Genomic DNA, 16,501 nt, shown 5'->3' with positions numbered 1-16,501 from the left:
AACCCTCACCATGAACGCACGCCTGCTCACCCACCTGCGGCACGTCGACCTGGCCGTGCCGGACTACGACAAGCAGCTCGACTTCTACGCCGGCGTCTGGGGCCTGACCAAGGTCGCCGAGGACTCCGGCATCTCCTTCCTGGCCGCCGAGGGTTCGCCCGAGCAGTACATCGTCCGGGTCCGCAAGGCCGAGGAGAAGCGCCTCGACCTCATCTCGTACGGTGCCGCGACCCCCGCCGACGTGGACACGATCGCCGCGCAGCTCCTCGCGGGCGGGGTGCGGCTGATCTCCGAGCCGGGCAGGGTCGACACCCCCGGCGGCGGCTACGGCTTCCGCTTCTTCGACATCGACGGCCGCACCATCGAGGTCTCCGCCGACGTCGAGGCGCGTCGGCACCGTCGTGTCGAGGAGAAGGAGGCCATCCCCGTCCGCCTCTCGCACGTCGTCCTGAACTCCACCGACGCGACCGCCACCCGCGCCTGGTACGAGCAGCACCTCGGCTTCCGACTGTCCGACTCGCTCAGCATTCCGCACATGGGCGAGATCATGCACTTCATGCGGATCAGCAGCCAGCACCACTCCATGGCCATCGCCAGCGGTCCGCACACCTCCCTGCAGCACATCTCCTTCGAGATGCGCGGCATCGACGAGTACATGCGCGGCTCCGGCCGCGTGATGCGCTCCGGCGCCCGCAGTATCTGGGGCCCCGGGCGGCACATGGCGGGCGACAACACCTTCATGTACTTCCTCGACCCGCACGGCAACACCGTGGAGTACACGACCGAGCTCGAAGAGCTGGACGAGGACACCTGGCACCCGCACATCTACGACTTGTCCCAGCCCGAGAACTCCGACCAGTGGGGCACGGCCAACCCGATGAACGAGATGGTCGGCAAGGAGATGCAGAACGACGTCGACCGCGGCGTTTTCGTCGCCCCGCCGGTCTGACACCTCGGCCACGGGGGCTCGGCGTGCTCCCCCTGCCCTGCCATGCCGCCGTGCCCCCGGCCTGTGCCAACTCACCCAGTTCCCAAGGAATGCCATGCGTTTCGCCACTTACGAGCAGCACGGCCGCAGCCGTCTCGCCACCGTCGGACACGACGGCGTCCTCCACCCCTGCCCCGGCCGAGCCTCGCTCCTCGATCTGATCCAGGCCGGCCCCGAGGCGCTGCGCGAGGCGGGCGACGCGAGCCTGGACGTGCCGCGCGGGCCGCACGTGTCCCAGGTGCGATTGTCGCCGCCGTTCCGACCGCCGTCCGTACGCGACTTCGTCACGTTCGAGGAGCACGTCGATGGTGTACGACGCAGCGTCGACGGGATCCCGGGAGCCCCGGACGCCTGGTACGACGCGCCCACCTTCTACTTCACCAACCCCTACGCGGTCATCGGCCCGAGCGATCCCGTCCCCGTGCCGCCCGGCTGCCAGGCACTGGACTTCGAGCTCGAAGTCGCCGCGGTCATCGGCCGCGAGGGCAGCGACCTCACCCCCGAGCAGGCCCGCGACCACATCGTCGGCTACACCATCTTCAACGACTGGTCCGCACGCGATCTCCAGTCCCGCGAGATGAAGGTCGGCCTCGGCCCCTGCAAGGCCAAGGACACCGCCACCACCCTCGGCCCGTACTTCGTCACCGCCGACGAACTGGAGCCGTACCGCGACGGCGACGGATTCCTGCGCCTGGCGCTGACCGCCGAGATCAACGGCGAGGTCGTCGGCAAGGACCTGCTGTCCAACATGAGCTGGACCTTCGAGGAGATGACCGCGTACGCCTCCAGGGGCACCTGCGTACGCCCCGGCGACGTGCTCGGCTCCGGCACCTGCGGCAACGGCGGCTGCCTCGCCGAGCTCTGGGGCGTGCGCGGCCGTCAGGACCCGCCACCGCTGAAGCCCGGCGACACCGTCACCCTCACGGTCGAGGGCATCGGCAGCGTCTCCAACACCGTGGTCGCCGGGGCGGACCCGGTGCCCCTGCCGACCGCCCGCAAACGCCCCCGGACGCGCCCGTGAGAACCTGCACGCGCGCGCGACGAGCCCCGGCCAAGCCTTCGCTCATCCGCTGCCCCAGCTGATCGCCGCGACCGACCCCGCACACGTCCAACGCTGGGTGATCCGTGACCGCACCCCGCTGATGCAGAAGGTCGTGGGCGAGTCACCCCGGATCGATCTTCAAGCAACTCGGCGAGATCGACGAGGCAGAGGACCGCTTCACCGAGCTCCTCGGCCCCGGTGAGACACACGGAACCAGGGCGGGCTGCTGCGCCGGGGAGCCTTCGGGTCCGGTTCTGGCGGCCGGCCTGGGACGGCGCCCCGGGCAGCGGCCAGACGAGTGTTCGGCGGCCGGTGTTGCCGGGGTCCACGTTCAACGAGGGTCGTCACACGCAGCGGACGTGGTTGGCGGAGGACGAGATCCCCGAGGTCGCTCGTGCCGCCCGTCTGGGCCACACGGTGCCCGGGATGGGGAGCGTCTATGAGCACGTGACACCTGTGATGCGGCGGTGTGTACTCAGCGTGCTCGAAACCCGGTGGTGGGGGAGGGTGGCGGCTTCCACGGCGCCCGAGCGGGATCGGTTCTTCGCGATGGCGTGGAGACAGCGAAAGCGGGCTCCCGGATATCTCCCGATCCAGCGGAGCCCCGGGCACGCGAAAGGCCAGAGCCGAAGCTCTGGCCTGCGGTGATGCTGGTGGGCGATACAGGACTCGAACCTGTGACCTCTACCGTGTCGAGGTAGGTTCGGGGTTTCGATGACCTGCGCCATTCCGAGTCTGAGCAGTTCAGAGGCCGTCCTTGGGAGCCGTTCACGTCTGTTGGGCGCGGTTGGGAGATCTTGCGATCTCCATTTCGTCTCCACGCGGTGGAGACGGCAGTGCCGTCTCCATTCTGGCCCGGAGAGGGCCACTGGAGGCTCACGTAGGTAGTACCCACCCGTGGGCGGCTCCCTTGCACGGTCTTTGACCTGTGAGGGATGGTGAATGACGATGACGACCTCGACCTGGTCGAGGTGGACTACGGTAGGTGCGGTGCTGGTCCTGGCGCTGATCGCCGCGGTGGTGTCCTACTCCCACATGTACGAACTCGCCCTGCGCCACGGCGAGCCCGAGTGGCGGGCGGCGTTGTTCCCGCTTTCGGTGGACGGGATGATCGTGGGCGCTTCGATGACGTTGCTCAGCGACGCGCGCCATGGCCGCAGGGGCGGCCTGTTGCCCTGGGCGCTGTTGATCATCGGATCCGGCGCCTCGCTCGCGGCCAACGTGGCGGTTGCTGACCCCACGATGTGGTCGCGCATCATCCATGCCTGGCCCAGTTTCGCGCTGATCGGTGCCTACGAGTTGTTGATGCGAGAGTTCCGCACGGCGGCTCGGGGCGTAGGCACTGCGTCCGCAGTCGACCCGTCTCCGACAACGGAGGAAAAGGAAGCTCAGGGCTCCGGGGCGCCGGAATCCTGGGGCGTCGCCGATCTGCAGACCGTGTATGAGACGGGCAGGGAACCTGTCGGAGAGCTGGCTCTGTCCCCGTTTCAGGACCGGGCTTGGCAGTGGGCGCTGGAGCGGCAGCGCGAGACGGGGCAGATGCCGAGTGGGAAGGAGATCGCGGCGCACTTCGGTCGGAAGGAGCGCTGGGGGCGGCTGGTCAAGCAGCGAGGACAACGAGGAAGCTTTCTCGTGGAGGCTGGATAGGCCTTTCTCAGAGCCGTGTAAAGGCTTGTCCTACAAGGCCCCTGTGGCTGTGGAGCGTGGGCGTCATGTCCTCGGTGCTGCCGTCGTGAGGAGGCCGAGCTTGAATGCCCTGAGTAGTAGGGGTTCCCGCGCTGCGCGCAGCCTGCACCGCGAGAGCAGGATGGAGCCCTCCACGACCCTCACGTTGGAGGAGTCCGAGGTGGCTGAGTCCGAACCTCTACGCGTACGGCCAGCGCTCGGGAGCGCGCGACACCCGCTTTAGGAGAGCGAGAGAAGGTCGTTAACGGGGGTTCATCGAGGTTCTGACCCGGGAATGTGTACTTCCGCGAACCCCTGAGGACGCAGGTGAACTGAAACCAGAACTGAGACCAGAGGATGGCTGCGCTCACGTGGTCGGGCCTATCACCGGTGTCCTGTGAGCCGACCGGCTGAAGTCTCCGCGCAGGGGCGGGATTGGCGATGAGCTCCTTTCGCTGGTCCCGCTGGGTCACCTTTGCGGCGGTGCTGCTCCTGGCAGTGATCGCGGCAGTGGTCTCCTACTCGCACATGTACGAGCTCGCCCTGCGCCACGGTGAGCCGGAGTGGCGTGGGGCCCTGTTCCCGCTGTCGGTGGACGGGATGATCGTGGGCGCCTCGATGACGCTGTTGAGCGATGCCGCCACGGCCGCAGAGGTGGTTTGCTGCCGTGGGCCCTATTGATCATCGGATCCGGTGCGTCTCTGGCAGCCAACGTCGCAGTCGCCGATCCCACGATGTGGTCGCGCATCATCCACGCTGGCCGTCCTTCGCCTTGATCGGTGCGTACGAACTACTCATGAACGAGTTCCGCTCGACCTACAGGAGAGTAGGCACCGCTGACGCAGAGCGTGCGCTCACCGAGAACGATACCGGGGATGCGGATCGTCGAGTGGAGCATGACCAGCGGCCCGGCTTGTATAAGGGCTCAGTAGAGTACCCGCGTGCTGGATCGTGGTCGGACTGGCCCGCGGCGGGGCCATGGTGTATCTGGTGAACCAGTCGTCGGGGCTGCAGCCGTCATGCTCGGTCACCAACGACAACGGGGGCGCGTGTATGGGGCAGTCACCGCACGAGCATCCGGTCGAAGGGGATGGTCAACAGCCGGAAGTCGCCCCGATGGCCGTCCAGCCCGGAGTAGTCCGACCCTGGTATCGGTCGACTTCCCAGGGCAGACCCACCGGTCTGGTTGCAGGCGACCTCGTCCCCTACCTTCACCGCCTTCTCCCTCGCGGCTCTCGAGGTAACCCAGGGGGTGGTTTTGTCACGTACAGCGGTCACACTGGGTATGTGACACATGATGATGATGATCTGGTATCCGAGACCCTACGCTCCCGCGAGCTGGCACGATGACGAAGCCTGACCTACTTCGACCTAGTCGCGACGGCGACCAGTTCCACTACACGTGGGCAGCGCGACAGTCCCTGCGTCTGCTTGACCAGCAATCCGGCCTGCACGCCTTGTTCGTGGAGGCTGTAGATCCTAGCGAGCAACCGGCGGTACCCAACCCGACATCGGCCAGTGATACCCATCCAGTGCTCACATCTGCTCCAGCCTCAGGAAATAGCACCAAGACGACCCCGGACGAGCAATCCGAACTGGACACTGGCGACGAGGTTGTCGACCTGGCCGAGTACTGGGGTTCAAGCCACATCGACGACACCGACCGCGTGGTTTACCGACAGTTTAAGCACTCCACTCGACATGCCGACCAGCCTTGGACGCTCTCATTCCTGACGAAGACACTGATGGGCTTCGCGCGGAAGTATCGCTCCTTGAAAGATGAGCACCCCGCCACTTTGTCGCGGGTTTGGTTCGAGTTCATCAGCAACCGAGCCGCCGCCAAGTCCGCCCAGGACGCGCTCGCCGATCTTCGTGACGGGAACCGGTCATCTGCGACCGCATCGATTCGCGAGCACCTTGAAGGTCTCCTCGCTTCGGACGAGATCGCGGACTTGTGCCAGCGCCTATCGATCGATGAACGTGCGCCGTCACTCCTCAAACTCCGCCGACTGCTCGATTTCCAGGTAGCTGACCTCCTGCCCGGCGCTCCGGGTGAACAGGCGCTTCTTTTGCGAGAAATGATTTCCAGCCGAGCAACCTCGGTGGCCGGAGAAAACCCGGCGGTCCAACGAGCAGACGTGCTGGTCGCCCTGAAAACTTCCGAAGAGCAGCTCCTCCCAGCGCCGAATCTGATCGAAGCGCCAGACCGCCCCCTTGTAAGGCGCCAGTTTGCCGAGATCGCCGATCAGATTCGTTGTACGCCAACAATCCCGACTGTGATTCATGGCCCGGGTGGTGTCGGCAAGAGCGTGCTTGCGAGGGCACTCATGCAGTACGGAAATGCAGGGTCGGTCACCATAGTGTTTGACTGCTTCGGTAATGGCTCATACCGCCGGTCCAGTGCTCCCCGACACCAAGCTAAGCAAGGCTTCGTTCAGCTCGTGAACGAGCTGGCTGCACGGGCGCTGTGCGAGCCCGTCATCCCTTCTGCTACCGCCGACGAAAGCGATTACGCGCGTACCTTCTTGCGCCGACTTTCTACGGCAGCTGAGACGCTCGAGATTATGGCGCCGGAAGCACTTCTCACGATCGTCATCGATGCCGCCGACAACGCTGCCATGATCGCCGAGGAGATGGGACACCGATCCTTCGTAAATGGTCTTCTCCGTGAAGAATTCCCATCGAATGTTCGCCTCGTTGTAACATGCCGAACCGAGCGAATCGATCGGCTTGGTCTCCCAGCCCGTCACCAGAACATTCCGCTTGAGGGGTTCGACCTAGAGGAGACACAGGCTCATCTCGAACTCGCGTTCTCGACGGTGACACCCGCAGACGTGGCTGAGTTTCATGCGCGGACTAGCCACAACCCCCGAGTGCAGGCCACCGTCCTGGATGCCACGTCGGATCTGAACGAAGCGCTGGAGTGGCTCGCACCCAACCCGACCTCTCCCACTGCTTCCCTAGACTCTCTCATCCAGCGACAGGTGAACGAGGTACGCGACAATCAGCACCGCTCGGCCACCGAGATCGACGCAATCTGTCTAGGACTCGCGGCACTGCGACCTATGATCCCCATCCGGGTCCTGGCCGAACTCGCCGACGTCCATGAATCCGTCGTGCTGAGCTTCGTGTCTGACCTTAGCCGGCCGCTTCTGGTCGACAGCGGCACCGTGCAGTTCCGCGACGAACCCACCGAAACCTGGTTCCGAGACCGCTATCGCCCAAAAGGGAAGGATCTCGACAGCTTCCTCACCCGCCTCACGCCTATCGCGGACCAAGACGCGTATGTCTCGGCTTCGCTACCGGCGTTGCTATTCGAGGCAGGCCGCCTCGACGAGCTGGTGCATCTCGCGCTCTCTGACGATTTTCTTCCCGATAACACGTTGCCAGTAGCCGAGCGCAACGAAGTGCAGCGCCGGGAGATAGCGCAACAGCGAACGCATTTCGCATTGACGGCCGCGCTGCGCGCTGACCGTGACTTTGACGCAGCCCGGCTCGCTTTGCGGCTTGGAGCGCTCACCGCGGGACGAACCCGACGTCTCGACCTGATTCGAGACAATACGGATCTAGCAGCGCTATTTCTTGACCCTCACGTTCTTGAGCAACTAGTAGCTACCCGGAGCCTCACGGCCGATTGGCCGAACTCGAACCTGCCGATCGAAGGCGCGCTCCTCGCGGGCGCGAGGGGGCAGACCGACCAAGCTCGTAACCGACTCCGCAGCGCGACCACTTGGATGACCGCGTGGGTGCGGCAGGCACATCGACAGGGGACGGAGTCTGGGGTCGAAGAACTGGATATTCTGCAGGTGGCTTGGGGCCTTCTCAACACTGACGGCGCACCGACCTGCGTGCGATTTTTGCGAAGATGGCGACCGCGTACTCTGGCATTCGATGTCGGGGTCGTGCTCGCCCGACGCCTCGCCGACGCAGGCCGACTCGAGGATCTGATGAATCTGGCTCGCAGCGCGAAGGGGCGGTACCTCAAGCTCGCGATCGCTCAGGCCTGCGCAGAACGCGACATCCAGCTGAATGCAGACATCGTAGGACACCTTGTCAAACCGCTCTTGAAGCGAACTACGCCGGTGAGCCCGAGCGGTCATGACGACTTTTATTTCTATCAGGTGCAAGACGGCGAGCCTGTTCATGGAGGCCTCACCGCAGTCACATGGCTGCTGACTGGCGCTTGCGTCCATGGTCTCATCGACCGGGCTGAGGCGGCCCGGATCCTGCGTCGATACTTGCCTGAAAACCTGGGCCATCGGACTGGAGGGTGGCTTCACCGCGACATCTGGCACCTCATTGACGGTTTTGCGCTGTGCGCTTGGTTGGAAGGCCGCGAACTCGACCCTATGGAGATCGAAGGCACTCAGGTCAAGGAAGCGCGCGAACGCGAACGCTACGAAGTCTCGACCAAACTGCGTGAGTATCGCGCGAACGTCGAACCGCTTGTTTCCTGGGCTGGATTGTGGGTCGAACTACAGCTCACTCCAAATGCCGAGACGATCGCTGAGTTCCAGGCGCGTGCGACCGATTTCCTTGAGCGTCGATCTCCTGGCAGGCGAGATGAGGAAGTCGACCGGGTCAAAGTCAATGCTGTCATGGCGCTCATCGCACGTGTTCTCTCCCGGCATCCTCAGGCGCTCGATGCCTCGGTCATTCTGGATTTTTGCGGTCGGAACCGCGATTCCCTCTATTTCCGCACCTTAACTCAGGTCATTCAACAGGTGGCCTCGAATCCAGAACTCAGGGCACTAGCATTGCAGCTCGCGCGCCGCTGTCATGAGCGTCTGAGTAACGCACGTGAAGACGCACGCGAGATCGCGAACGATTTTTTGTTGCTCGCCCGTGCGACCCACAGACTGTCTTCCGAAGAGGCGGCTGTGCACTTCCAAGCTGCCCTGGAGACCACCGATGCGATTGGTGATGATGCCTGGGCACGATGGAGCGCTCTACTCGCCATAGCGAAACTCGGCGGTCGCGACTCCAGCGATCAGCCCGGTCGCGCCTATCGGCTGGCGCAGATCGCTGAGAGCATGGAACCCTACATCGATAACGCTCTGGACTACACCGATACCCTGTCCACAATCGCCCGCTTGTCGCTGGTCGAGGCACTTGCTATCGGTTCACGTTGGCGGGACCGTCGTGTCGCCTCCATCAGGTCCCTCGTGGATGCACTGTCGATCACTCCGGACCTGTTGCTGAGAGACGATCCGTTGACCGCGCTTGCGCTCCTTCCGCTCGGTGGCGTTTACCCCGATCACCATGCGCTGGGTGAGGCATTGTCCGTCAGACCGAGCCAGGCGTCCTCAGCATTGACGGTCTACTTCCAACTCCGGAGGGCCAACCCGCCGACACAGGACGTCCTTGACGAAATCCTGAGAGCCTCCGGTGTGTCGCGGGAGGCGATCGCAAGCATCGATCCATCGTTGCTTCTGTCGATCGCCACGGCTTCGGCCGCATCGTTCGACGCGGCCAAGGAAGAGGCTGGCAAGTCAGCACGGTTCTCTAGCGTGCCACCCGCCACGACCTTCGACGACCTCGATCTATCCACCACCGACGGCTGGGCCAGAGCCTTGGAGCGAGCTCAGGAAAGCCGGGCTCGCGATGATCTGTTCGAGTACGTCAGCAACGCTCTCGAAGCCATGCCCGATATCCTCAACGCCTTTGGCCACTGTTCGACCATCGACCACTGGGCTCTGGATACCCTCATCAGTTCGCTCGACGGCCGGCAACTGTCGGTGTCCTCCCAAGCAGCACTCGACGAGAGCCTCGTGAATTCGCTGCGGCGACTCGCCTCTGACTATCTGCTGGTCTCCTGGAAATCGCTCGAGATCGAAAGACTAAAGGAACTGACCGGCCGAGACACGGACTATGCACGCGTAGCGAGCCGAGCCCTCGCTGACCGATCAGGATTTACTGCTGAGCAGGCATTCGCGCTCGCAACCCACCTCGGAACTCGCCTTGAGACCAATCAGGTCCAACTGCTCTTTGACGACGCCGCAGCCCTCTTTGACGATGCCGCGCCAGCGGGGGTTCACGTTGGGTACTCTTCCGGAGGAACTGATCAGTCCCACAATTCCGACGCCGCGATGGCATGTGTAATTTGGGCGGCACTTGGAGATCCCGCGGGGAAGACTCGGTGGCGAGCGGCGCACAGCGTACACATGGTGTGTGCGCTCGGGCGAACCAAAATTGCAGAGTATCTGCTTGAACTGGCAGAGAACCGCCTTGATGCCACCGTATTCCTTGATGCTCGCCTCAAATTTTATGAGAAGCATGCACGACAGTGGCTTCTCTTCGGAGTCAGTCGAGCGTGCGCCGATTCCCTGGGTCGGGCAACTGCGACTCTATTCCAGCCTTTGCTGATTCGAATCATCCGTTCGACACCGCATGCGGTGAACACGCCGCTCGCACGCGACAGCCTACTTCGACTCCATCAAGCGGGACAATTGGCCTTTTCCGAAGAGGAGCAGGCTGACCTCAAAACGGCGGGAAAGCCGATCGGTGTCGTTCGCCATGGCCGGAACGTCGCATCACACGAAATCATGTCCATCAGCCAAATCACTACGGCCCCGAACTCTCCTGCCTCGACGTCAGTCGCGGGGGCGCCATTTGGCATAAACTCAGCCGGGCATGCCATTCCTGATGTGAACGAACACGCGGCGGACGGCACCGAAAATCCGGAGCGATTCCGTTTCTTCTTCGACTTCCAGAAGTACTGGTGCCATCCACTGGCCAACGCGTTCGGTATGACTGACGTTTCTATTGAGAGAATGGTAGCCGAAGTCCTCGTTGATTGGTGGGCAGCGCCATCACGTGGGCGTGCGGAAGACGACCCGCGCCATACGCTCGATCTCTATCCGCGTGACAACCATCCTTACAAGCATGATTGGCCGAACGAAGAGGAGCTGGACTTCTACCAGGCCACGCAGGCCCTTTATGAGGTGGCCGGAGTGCTCTTGCAGTACTTTCCGGTCGTACGGCGCTACGACGAGGACGAAATCTCTGGCACCTCGGAGTACGACCGATTTCTCTACTCGCATATGGTCAGCCGGGATGACGGGCGCTGGTTGGCGGACCGCCGCGATGCGGCACCAGCAAACGCTGTTCTCCGGCCCGTCTCTTCGCCCTACCAGCGGGCTGCCGACTATGATCCTAGCTGGAAGTATCAGATCACAGTCGACATGTTCTTAGAGGAGTTGTTCCCTTCTCCGGAGCAGATCACTGTGTGGAGCTTCCGGCAAGTTCAGGACTCCACGCGTAGCGAGACCGTCAGCGTGCATACCGCACTCGTCGCTCCTGGTACGGCTCCCGCGCTCTTGCGCGCCTTGCAGAGCGCACCTGATAAGCACGCCTACCGCATACCAGACGCTAATGACGAGGAGTACTGCTCTACCATCCCGGGCTTCGAGCTCACAGGTTGGATCGAGTCTCACGGCCACCGCTACGGTTGTGATCATCGAGATCCCTACGCTGCCGGCGTTGAGTTCCCGCCAACACGTCCTGCTGTGTCCCTGGAGGGGTTAGACGGAATCGAGCCGGATGTGGATCTCCGGGTTTGGCGCAATAACGATGAAGTCGTCGCGCTCTCACATGTATGGGATGAGCGCGGCGACGGCAATCAGGCCACTGGAACGTTTGGTGAATCTCTCATTGTTGATCGTACTTGGCTCACATCGTTGCTCACACGACTCGACCGTTGGCTTATCGTTGAAGTCGAGATCGAGCGACGGCTAGAGAGCACCACTGCACGTCACATCCCGGATGAGTTGGATGGCGATGAAGACGACCGGTTTCGCTTCCTTTATCCGTACACCAAGTACTTCCTGATCGATACAGCAGGAGTGAACCATGATCTCTGATTCTGACCCAGTTCTCCGGTTAGGTCGTCACCTGGCTGATGAGCTCGACCACAGTGACGTTGTGGGACGCTGGATGGCCCACCATCTGTCCGACCTGATTACTCGCTGTGAATCCGAGGCCAACGACGAAGAACTTGTGACGACCACACGAGAGGTTGTCCTCAAGCTGTGGGAACGCAAGCGTGGTGCCCATTTTCGAGCAGAGCCCTTCGCTTACCTCCGTCCTGTTCTCGAAGCGATCGCAAGGCTAGAACCAAACCCCGAACCCTGGGCGCACTATAGACCGTTTACAACCGATGAACCCGGGGTCAAAGAGCTACAGGCGTACCCGATGCTTCGGGCCGTGTGCGATATTGATCGAGAAGTCGGAAAGCTTGTCCGATTGGGAGTTGCAGTTGCGGCGAGAGAAGCCACGTCACGCGAAGAGCCTTGGGTGATTGCAGGCGTGCAGATCGCCGATACTGAGGAAGACCAGGCAGTCCGGTCTCTCGAACGACTTATAAGTCTTCTTACGTTGCAGGCGGGGACTGATCCGCGAACGTCCCAGGAGCGGGAATCTCCGACTCAGGATGGCGAGAATCATCCAGAGATTCAGAAGCCCGACGACACACAAAGCTCTGAGTTGGACCTAGTCGGCCGAGCGGAGTCTTCAGATCCCGACAAAGCCTTGCTCACGATGCTGATTAGTGCAGTTGAGAATTGCAAGCAGTCAGTAGAACAAATGGAGAAGTTGAGTGCTAACCTCGCTGATGGAAAAAAGTCGTCAGCCAGCGATGTGACCCCTCGCGCTGGGGAGGTTTCGCGCTCTTCTGAATAACATTTCCGGAAGTTTTACGCATCGGCCAGATGCAGTTCATCGTCTCAGCTGGGATTGTCTTTCTCCATCTGGGAGTCGCCTGTAGAGCTCATCTCAAAAGTCGTTGGTGTGCTTGGTTAGGCCCTCTGGATGGCGGCTCCCAGGTCGGCTTCGCCGTGGCCGGTAGCGGCCACGGCGCGGTACTACCGCCCACGGGTACCGCTGCCCTCTATCGTCGGAGAACCTGGACCGAGAGGGCCGTGCGCGCAGGGTCGCGCCATGGAACGGGATGTGGCCCATGCCCAGACCAGATGGAGCAGATCAGCCACCAGGTCGAGGAGATCCGCGAGCGGGTCGAGCACATCGCTGAGCAGGGCGCCATCACCCGGGCCGAGCTGGCTGAGATGGAGCGCGAGGGACTGGAGCAGATGCAGCGCCGTCACCTGATGGAGCTGAGCGATGTGACCCGCGACCCCGAACGCCGCGACCGCGTCCGAAAGATCCCTGAGCGGAGCTGCCCCGCACCCAGGCCCCCGACCCGGAACACCTGCACCGTGTCCACCAGCTCCAACAGCAGCAGATGGCTTGGGATCGGATGCATCCCCGGCTGTCCCACCGTGGCCCGTGGTTGGAGCACGAGGGTGAGCTCCCGATCGTGGAGGGCACCCTGGTACGCCTGCGCGTGGAGCACCTGCCTGGTGACCGCGCCCCCAAGCCGGTGTGGCTGTGGTCCTCGGCCGCCGGAGCGGACGCCGACCATGTGGACCGGCTCTGGCAGGCGTTCCTGCGCCGTTTCGACCTGGAGCACACCTTCCGCTTGTTCAAGCAGACCCTGGGCTGGACCACTCCTCGGGTCCGCTCGCCCGAGGCCGCCGACCGGTGGACGTGGCTGGTGATCGCTGCCCACACCCAGCTGCGGTTGGCCCGCCCACTGGCCGAGGACCTGCGCCGCCCCTGGGAACGGGCGGCCCGGCCGGGCCGGCTCACGCCGGCCCGGGTGCGGCGGGGGTTTCGCCACCTCCGGGCGAGGGTGGCCTGTCCGGCCGGTGCGCCCAAACCCTCCCGGCCCCGGACGCCCGATCGGATCGAAGAACCACGGTCCCGCGTCCCGACACGAGGTCGGAAAGACCTTCAAACGCGCTGTGACTCTGACAGAGCACAAGAACCGGACAGGTTAAACATCAAGCTAGGACGGGGTGCGGCCGCGCGGGCATACAGGGTCCCCAGCCGTTCGGCGGCGGCTGGGGTGATGGTTTCCGGGTTGGGTGGGTAGCGGTCGGAGGGGTCCGCCTGTTGTGCGGTGATGATATGCAAGTAGCCAGTTGCGCAACTCGCCTAATTCTTGCGGGTTTTCTGGAGCAAATGTCGGCTGTGGTCTTCGCTTCGTCAAGTACGCGATGACGAGGGAACTGCAATCCAAGTTAATGAGCATGGGGGTTCGCGTCGGAGGGGGGACTCGAACCATACCCCTACAGGCCTGAGCCCGCTGGTCCTGAGTGCGGACCTGTCGCTGGACGGGCGGTGACCTGCGATGGGTTCTTCCCGCTGGTCCCGCTGGACAACCATCGCGCCGTGCTGATGCTGGCCGTGATCGCGGCCGTGGTGAGCTACAGCCACATGTACGAACTCGCTCAGCGCGCCACGGCGAACCGGAGTGGAGATCGGCCCTGTTCCCGCTGTCGGCGGACGGCATGATCGTCGCTTCCTCCATGACCCTGCTGGCCGATGCCCGCCACGGCCGCAAGGGCGGCCTGCTGCCCTGGACCCTGCTGATCATCGGATCCGGCGCGTCCCTCGCGGCCAACGTCGCGGTCGCCGACCCCACGATGTGGTCGCGGATCATCCACGCCTGGCCGTCCTTCGCCCTGATCGGTGCGTACGAACTGCTCATGCGCGAGTTCCGCACGACTGCGAAGAGCGTACGCACTGCTGACGCACCGCGTACGCCTTCCGGGAACGAGAAGGGTTCCCTGTTCGACGAGCCGGCATCGTCTTCGGCCGGACAGCAGGAGAGGCGGCATCTGCATGTCGTGAAGGCAGAGGAGGCTGCCGATGATGAGCCGATCGAGGAGGACAGGACCAAGGAGGAGCGGATTCCGCCCAAGGTGCAGCGAGATGCTTGGGCGTGGGCGCTGGAGAACCGGCACCATGATGGTTCGCTGCCGACCGGTGAGCAGATCGCGGCGCGTTTCCACCGAAAGGAGCGCTGGGGGAGGCTGGTCAAGCAGTGGGGGCAGCAGGGGCGCTTCGACCAGTCACCTGTGTTGACCTCTACCGCGTCGAGCTAGTACTACATAGCTAGATCTTCAGTAACGATCTTCTGGTTCCTCTGCCGGTGCGGGCTGGGGCGTGTGACGGTATGCGCATGCTCCAGCCTGACGAGCCCGCGGACGCGGTGACAGCCGCAGATCTGCACGCGTGGAAATCGCAGTTCGAGGAGTTGTGCGCCCGTTTTGAAAGCCGGTGGGTGCGGCCCGAGCCGCGCGAGCACTTCCGGCAGTACCTGCGGGGACTGCTGGCACCGATCGAGCGGAAGAACTCCTGGACGATCTCGGAGTTCACCGGAGAGAAGCGCCCCACCGCGATCCAGCGGTTCATCAACCTGACCGAGTGGGACGCCGACGAGCTACGCGACGATGTGCGCGGCTACGCCATGGAGCACTTCGCCGACGAGCGGGCCGTGCTGATCGCCGACCCGACCGGGTTCGCGAAGAAGGGCACCAAGTCAGCGGGCGTGCAACGGCAGTACTCCGGCACGCTGGGCCGGGTCGACAACTGCCAGATCGGCACCTTCCTCGCCTATGCCAACACCACCGGCGACCGGGTCCTGATCGACCGGGAACTCTATATGCCCGCCGCGTCCTGGTGCGATGACCCCCAGCGCCGGGCCCAGGCGCGGGTGCCCCAGGACCTGGTCTTCGCCACCCGCCCGCAGCAGGTCCAGGCCATGATCGCCCGGACCGTGGCAGCCGGTGTGCCCTTCGCCTGGGTGGCCGCGGACGAGGAGTTCGGGCAGAGCCCGGGCCTGCGCGCCTTCCTGGAAGAGGCGGACATCGCCTATTGCATGGCGGTCCCGAAGAACACCGACCGCGTCTCGTTCTCCACGAGCAGGTATTCGACGGACACCGTCGAACTCCTCGCCCAGACGATCGGGCCGGGCGAGTGGCACAGGCGCTCGTGCGGGATCGGCGCGAAGGGCTTCCGGGTCTATGACTGGGCGCTGGCCGAGTCCGGGACTGCGGGGCACCAGTACGTGTTCCGCCGCAGCACCGGCAGTGGCGAGCTGGCGTATTTCCACTGCTACAACCCGCGCGGGGAGGATGTGTGCGAGTTGGTCCGGGTGATCGGCTCGCGGTGGCCGATCGAGGAGTGCTTCGAGGCCGCCAAACAGCAGGCCGGGCTGGACCAGTACCAGTTCCGGATCTATCCGGCCTGGTACCGGCATATCACCCTGGCGATGCTCGCTCTGGCCTTTCTGGCTGTGGTGCGCCGCGGGTCCAAAAAGGGGGCCCGGGGTCTGTGGACAACCAGCGGCGACCCCGGGGACACCCCGGACACCAGGACAGGAACCGTCCCAGAGGGCCGATAGCAGGCGCAGACGGTCCGGGCGGGGGCTGATCGGCTTGTCCATCGGGGAGATCCGCCGGTTGTTCAACCTGATCGGCAAGGATGAGGACGCCGTTGAGCTCGGGCTTTACTGGTCTGCTCATCGGCGCGGCCACCAGGCTGCAGCACGCAGGCACCACTTCAAGCGGCGCCTGCGGCTGCAAGTCATCCAGATCTAGCTATGTAGTACTAGTCGCGGTTTTGTCGTGACGCTTTTCCACCGCTTGATCATTCCGTCCCAGCTGATCTTGGCGCTGACCACCCACTCCGCTCAGCGGGAGGACGCCCAAGTGGGGGACGTCGCCTCCCGCGCGAACGTGTGGCCTCCACGAGGCCACACGTTTAAGGGCCTGGGTCACCACCTGGACCAGGTGGACTCCGTCAGTAGCCAGCTCATCCCAGGCGCAGCCACACCGCCGCGTCGGCGGGCAGGCGGCCATCGTCGACCGGGGCACTGGACACCAGCACCTCGGCGCCCTCGGGCAGCGGGTGGGGCTCGTCCGCGAAGTTGACCACGCACCGGACGCCGCCGCCGCGCTCGA

The 16,501-nt window shown here is 63.8% G+C and carries 10 protein-coding genes and 1 pseudogene; 9 read left to right on the top strand and 2 right to left on the bottom strand.

What is annotated here, in order from left to right; translation table 11 throughout:
* Positions 1–10 precede the first annotated feature (10 nt).
* From ADL05_RS22765 to ADL05_RS32330, 4 genes are all read left to right on the top strand, one after another.
* Positions 11–949, top strand: coding sequence for a VOC family protein (locus ADL05_RS22765; RefSeq protein ID WP_053619043.1), 939 nt, complete (start codon positions 11–13; stop codon positions 947–949).
* 94 nt (positions 950–1,043) lie between these two features.
* On the top strand, positions 1,044–2,009 hold the full coding sequence (locus tag ADL05_RS22760; protein ID WP_053619042.1) for a fumarylacetoacetate hydrolase family protein: 966 nt from the start codon (positions 1,044–1,046) through the stop codon (positions 2,007–2,009).
* Between the two features lie 969 nt (positions 2,010–2,978).
* Positions 2,979–3,677, top strand: coding sequence for a DUF2637 domain-containing protein (locus ADL05_RS22750; RefSeq protein WP_197285903.1), 699 nt, complete (start codon positions 2,979–2,981; stop codon positions 3,675–3,677).
* Between the two features lie 459 nt (positions 3,678–4,136).
* Entirely contained in the window at positions 4,137–4,376 is a 240-nt protein-coding gene (locus ADL05_RS32330; protein ID WP_304437794.1) for a DUF2637 domain-containing protein, read from the top strand.
* Between the two features lie 381 nt (positions 4,377–4,757).
* Here ADL05_RS32330 and ADL05_RS30725 read toward each other — a convergent pair whose 3' ends face one another.
* Positions 4,758–4,910: a hypothetical protein gene (locus tag ADL05_RS30725; protein WP_156365979.1), complete on the bottom strand. Its 153-nt coding sequence runs from the start codon at positions 4,908–4,910 to the stop codon at positions 4,758–4,760.
* 131 nt (positions 4,911–5,041) lie between these two features.
* On the opposite strand from ADL05_RS30725, the gene ADL05_RS30720 reads away from it, so the two are divergent.
* From ADL05_RS30720 to ADL05_RS30710, 5 genes and pseudogenes are all read left to right on the top strand, one after another.
* The gene (locus ADL05_RS30720; RefSeq protein ID WP_156365978.1) at positions 5,042–11,557 is read left to right on the top strand and encodes an ATP-binding protein; all 6,516 of its coding nucleotides are present in this window, start codon (positions 5,042–5,044) and stop codon (positions 11,555–11,557) included.
* Positions 11,547–12,374 (top strand): hypothetical protein, encoded by an 828-nt coding sequence (locus ADL05_RS30715; RefSeq protein ID WP_156365977.1) that lies wholly within the window; start codon positions 11,547–11,549, stop codon positions 12,372–12,374. The genes ADL05_RS30720 and ADL05_RS30715 overlap by 11 nt, the downstream gene beginning before the upstream one ends.
* A gap of 1,510 nt (positions 12,375–13,884) precedes the next feature.
* Positions 13,885–14,641: pseudogene (locus tag ADL05_RS22720) on the top strand (DUF2637 domain-containing protein).
* A gap of 77 nt (positions 14,642–14,718) precedes the next feature.
* On the top strand, positions 14,719–15,942 hold the full coding sequence (locus ADL05_RS22715) for an IS701 family transposase (protein WP_231640873.1): 1,224 nt from the start codon (positions 14,719–14,721) through the stop codon (positions 15,940–15,942).
* Positions 15,943–16,000: 58 nt separating this feature from the next.
* Positions 16,001–16,138 (top strand): hypothetical protein, encoded by a 138-nt coding sequence (locus ADL05_RS30710; RefSeq protein WP_156365976.1) that lies wholly within the window; start codon positions 16,001–16,003, stop codon positions 16,136–16,138.
* Positions 16,139–16,352: 214 nt separating this feature from the next.
* On the opposite strand, the gene ADL05_RS29970 is transcribed toward ADL05_RS30710, so the two are convergent.
* On the bottom strand, positions 16,353–16,501 hold a 149-nt coding region (locus ADL05_RS29970), incomplete at its 5' end, for a DUF3459 domain-containing protein (protein WP_156365975.1).

The sequence above is a fragment of the Nocardiopsis sp. NRRL B-16309 genome, assembly GCF_001279585.1.
Classification (GTDB): domain Bacteria; phylum Actinomycetota; class Actinomycetes; order Streptosporangiales; family Streptosporangiaceae; genus Nocardiopsis.
Note: the sequence above shows the minus strand (reverse complement) of the source record. Positions and strands in the feature narration are given on the sequence as shown.

Coding starts and splice junctions, on each gene's coding strand:
- ADL05_RS22760 (WP_053619042.1), top strand. CDS start 1,044: ATGCGTTTCGCCACTTACGAGCAGCACGGCCGCAGCCGTCTCGCCACC.
- ADL05_RS22750 (WP_197285903.1), top strand. CDS start 2,979: ATGACGACCTCGACCTGGTCGAGGTGGACTACGGTAGGTGCGGTGCTG.
- ADL05_RS22765 (WP_053619043.1), top strand. CDS start 11: ATGAACGCACGCCTGCTCACCCACCTGCGGCACGTCGACCTGGCCGTG.
- ADL05_RS22715 (WP_231640873.1), top strand. CDS start 14,719: ATGCTCCAGCCTGACGAGCCCGCGGACGCGGTGACAGCCGCAGATCTG.
- ADL05_RS32330 (WP_304437794.1), top strand. CDS start 4,137: ATGAGCTCCTTTCGCTGGTCCCGCTGGGTCACCTTTGCGGCGGTGCTG.
- ADL05_RS30715 (WP_156365977.1), top strand. CDS start 11,547: ATGATCTCTGATTCTGACCCAGTTCTCCGGTTAGGTCGTCACCTGGCT.
- ADL05_RS30720 (WP_156365978.1), top strand. CDS start 5,042: ATGACGAAGCCTGACCTACTTCGACCTAGTCGCGACGGCGACCAGTTC.